The organism is Agromyces mediolanus (genome assembly GCF_023715325.1).
GTDB classification, from domain to species: Bacteria; Actinomycetota; Actinomycetes; order Actinomycetales; family Microbacteriaceae; genus Agromyces; species Agromyces mediolanus_A.
In genome coordinates this window covers 1-402 of the sequence record NZ_JAMBNX010000076.1, presented here as the reverse complement: position 1 = coordinate 402, position 402 = coordinate 1, and the positions used below count along the sequence as shown (strand labels likewise).

Here is a 402-nt window from a genome sequence, read left to right as displayed (position 1 = left end):
CCCCCGGACCGCGCGCTGGGCGCGCCTGGAGGACTATGCCGCCGGGGTGGTGACGGTCGACACGGTCGCCCGCTTCAAGGGCCTCGAGAGGCCAGTCGTGATCCTGTGGTCCTCCGAGGGCTGCACCCCGGCAAACCGGCACGAGACCTTCTACGTCGGTCTCTCGAGGGCGAAGTCGGTCCTCTACCTGTGCGGGACGGCGGACGACTGCGCCCGGATCCTCGAGGAGGCGGAGCAGGTCGTTCCGGAAATCGTGGGGAAGGGGGAGCCGGATGCCAGCTGACGAATACAGGCGCGAGGCGGCCCAGGCGGCCGCGGCGCTGGGACACCGCGCCGCCCGCGAGCAGCCGCCCGGATTGGAATTCACCCTTCGGGAGCTCGCCGAAGCGACGTGGCCGGACC

1 protein-coding gene is annotated in these 402 nt (G+C 71.6%); it reads left to right on the top strand.

All coding sequences use genetic code 11. The features are described from left to right. On the top strand, positions 1-283 hold a 283-nt coding region (locus M3147_RS19145; protein WP_251204980.1), incomplete at its 5' end, for an ATP-binding domain-containing protein. Between the last annotated feature and the right edge of the window lie 119 nt (positions 284-402).